Source organism: Bacillus sp. GMs2/2 (genome assembly GCF_050172095.1).
GTDB lineage: Bacteria > Bacillota > Bacilli > Bacillales > Bacillaceae_G > Bacillus_A > Bacillus_A cereus.
The window spans coordinates 1-2,406 of record NZ_JBNLYE010000495.1 but is presented as its reverse complement, the minus strand read 5'-3'; the positions used below and the strand labels follow the sequence as shown (position 1 = coordinate 2,406).

The window sequence follows — 2,406 nt, the reverse complement described above, 5'->3', positions numbered from 1 at the left end:
TATGTAACAAAAGAGAACAAGTGCCACCTATATTAGTATGGGACGAACAAGAATACTATGTTACGAATGAACCTGCCAAAGTAGAAGAAGTTGGGCAAAAACTTGGCGAAGTAACAAAGAAAATTAAAACAAGTAAAAAACCTACTAAAAATAGAGAATCTAATACATTACAAGAGAAAACAGAAGTATTCATAATGATTGAGGAAGAAAAAAGTGATTACCCGCCTTTAATCATAAAGGAAGCTTATAGTGATGAATATAAGGTAGTGAGGCTGATGTTGAAGCAGGTATTGTGATGAAAAGGAGAATCTTTTGTAGACAGTAATTTCGTATCCGTGGGTGTTAAGAAAAACTTTTTCCTTTACTTTATTTTGTCTCCTATCAGTGGAATTTACATTGTAATGAATAGAGGGGCACTACAAAAGAGAGATTTCATTTTATATTTATTATTTGCTGCTATTAATATATGGCTTTGGCTGTCACTTATGATTTTTGATCGGAGTGTGTGGATGGTAGCGGGTAGTAGGGAGCGGAAAATGTGGTTCATTTGTGCTACGGATACAGATTGATAGAAGAGGGACCTTGTAGGAATGCTGCAAGGTCCTTTATCTTTTGGGAATTAATGGAAAATGAATCATATAAATGCTATACTAAAAAATGTTTGTAATGTCAGTTTCTTAATATTGTATGATGCTGACTTAATAGAAAAGATAAGAGGAGAATGAGCGTGCAAAAGGTAAAGAGATTATTGCTATTAATGATGGTAGTAGGATTAACAGCAGGTGTTTTAGCAGGGTGTGCAAATCCGAAAGATACTACAGAAGAATTTTTAACAGCGATACAAAAAGGTGATGTAGAAAAAGCTCGTACATTTGTCGAGAGTGACAAGGAATTTAATAAACTAAATGAAAAAACAGATGATGCTGAGGCAAAAGCAATGCTAAGTGCAATTACAAAGAACTTTAAATTTGAAAAGCTAGAAGAAGTATCGAAAAAGGATGACAAAGCAGAAGTGAAAGTGAAAATTACATCTGCTGATCTATCCGTTGCTGTAACAAAAGCAGTGGGAGAAGTTATGCCAATGGCCTTCGCTAGCGCATTTAGCGAAGACAAAGAACAATCTGAAAAAGCGATTGAAAAAACAATGACCTCAACTATCATCAAAAACTTAACGGATAAAGATGCAGCAATGGCAACTCGCGAAGTTACATTGAACTTAAAGAAAGACAAAGATGGCGACTATAAAATCGTTGCTGACGATAACTTGAAAGAAGTATTGTTTGCCAATGCAAAGTCTTTGGAGAAGATGTTTGGTGGGAAGTAATTGAATTAGATAAAAAAGAGACACCATATCACGTAGAAGGTTGATATGGTGTCTCTTTTTTATATGACCCCGGAGAGACTTGAACTCACGACCTCCACCCTGTCAAGGTGGCGCTCTCCCTGCTGAGCTACGGGATCCCAACTATAAATGTTACCATCAGCAATGTATTTTCATTTCATTCGTGTAATCGGAGAATTTGTACAATTTGTTGAGTATTGTAACATTTGATGTATTCCTATAATAGCAACAAACTTTAATGGTGTAAAGATGTAATTTTCTGAATATTCATATTCTAATTTTTGTATAAAAAAATAAGCCCCGAAGAGCTTATTTTAATAATAATATCAACGCAATTATCAATGATATTTTCAAAAATACAATCATAAATAATGGAGCTTGTTCATAAGCTATCGTCCTGTAACTGTCATTCCTGCTGTGTAAATTGTATCAATAGAACCGTCAGCGCCTTTTATTTCGACTTTATAACGATATGTTCCATCTTCATAAATATCATCGCCATATCCTGTGAAAGTTGCAATTTCATCATTGCTTCCAGCTGGGACCCATTGATTTTGCCAACGGAAGTTGGTTTCAAATTCTCCCCATCTATCGCCATATTTCTTTTCAAGGCTGACATTGTAATGAATTTCTTCAGCTCGGTCATTTGTAATTCTTGCAATTACGCTGTTACCAAAAGTAACTTGTGTAGAGTGTACCTGAACTGTAACACCGTTCACCGTTTCACCAGGACCACAAATGTAATGACAACCATCCCATTCGTCAGCATGTGCTTTTGGTGTTTCAATGTTCATAACCGTTAAACCGCCTAAAGCTAATGCGCCAGTTAATAATACTTTACCAAATGTTTTCACTTGAAATTCCCCCCTAAGTATATTCTCAATTCGTTCGATAGATATCACATTAATCTAATGGAACGTTTTTTCCTTAAGTGTATTCGCTATGAATCTTTCATCTTGTAGTAATCTAATCACTACATAAAATTTCATAGTTTTGATTCCATATATGTATCATGATTTACATAGAACAAATCTGTTAATACGCTTTGGTTATTTACTTATTCC

At 34.8% G+C, this 2,406-nt stretch carries 3 protein-coding genes, 1 tRNA gene and 1 pseudogene; 3 read left to right on the top strand and 2 right to left on the bottom strand.

Features of this window, described 5'->3' with window-relative positions:
* The 3 genes and pseudogenes from ACQGS6_RS26565 to ACQGS6_RS26555 form a co-directional block, all read left to right on the top strand.
* On the top strand, nucleotides 1-296 hold a 296-nt coding region (locus ACQGS6_RS26565), incomplete at its 5' end, for a hypothetical protein (protein WP_426965879.1).
* Nucleotides 297-324: 28 nt separating this feature from the next.
* Nucleotides 325-569: pseudogene (locus ACQGS6_RS26560) on the top strand (hypothetical protein).
* A 152-nt stretch (nucleotides 570-721) separates the two neighbouring features.
* Nucleotides 722-1,324, top strand: a complete 603-nt coding sequence (locus tag ACQGS6_RS26555) for a DUF4878 domain-containing protein (RefSeq protein ID WP_074626120.1) — start codon at nucleotides 722-724, stop codon at nucleotides 1,322-1,324.
* A 64-nt stretch (nucleotides 1,325-1,388) separates the two neighbouring features.
* Here the strand turns inward: ACQGS6_RS26555 and ACQGS6_RS26550 are convergent.
* Together ACQGS6_RS26550 and ACQGS6_RS26545 are read right to left on the bottom strand one after the other, a co-directional pair.
* Nucleotides 1,389-1,461, bottom strand: a tRNA-Val gene (locus ACQGS6_RS26550).
* Between the two features lie 270 nt (nucleotides 1,462-1,731).
* Nucleotides 1,732-2,196 (bottom strand): hypothetical protein, encoded by a 465-nt coding sequence (locus tag ACQGS6_RS26545; RefSeq protein WP_000846655.1) that lies wholly within the window; start codon nucleotides 2,194-2,196, stop codon nucleotides 1,732-1,734.
* Nucleotides 2,197-2,406: the final 210 nt, after the last annotated feature.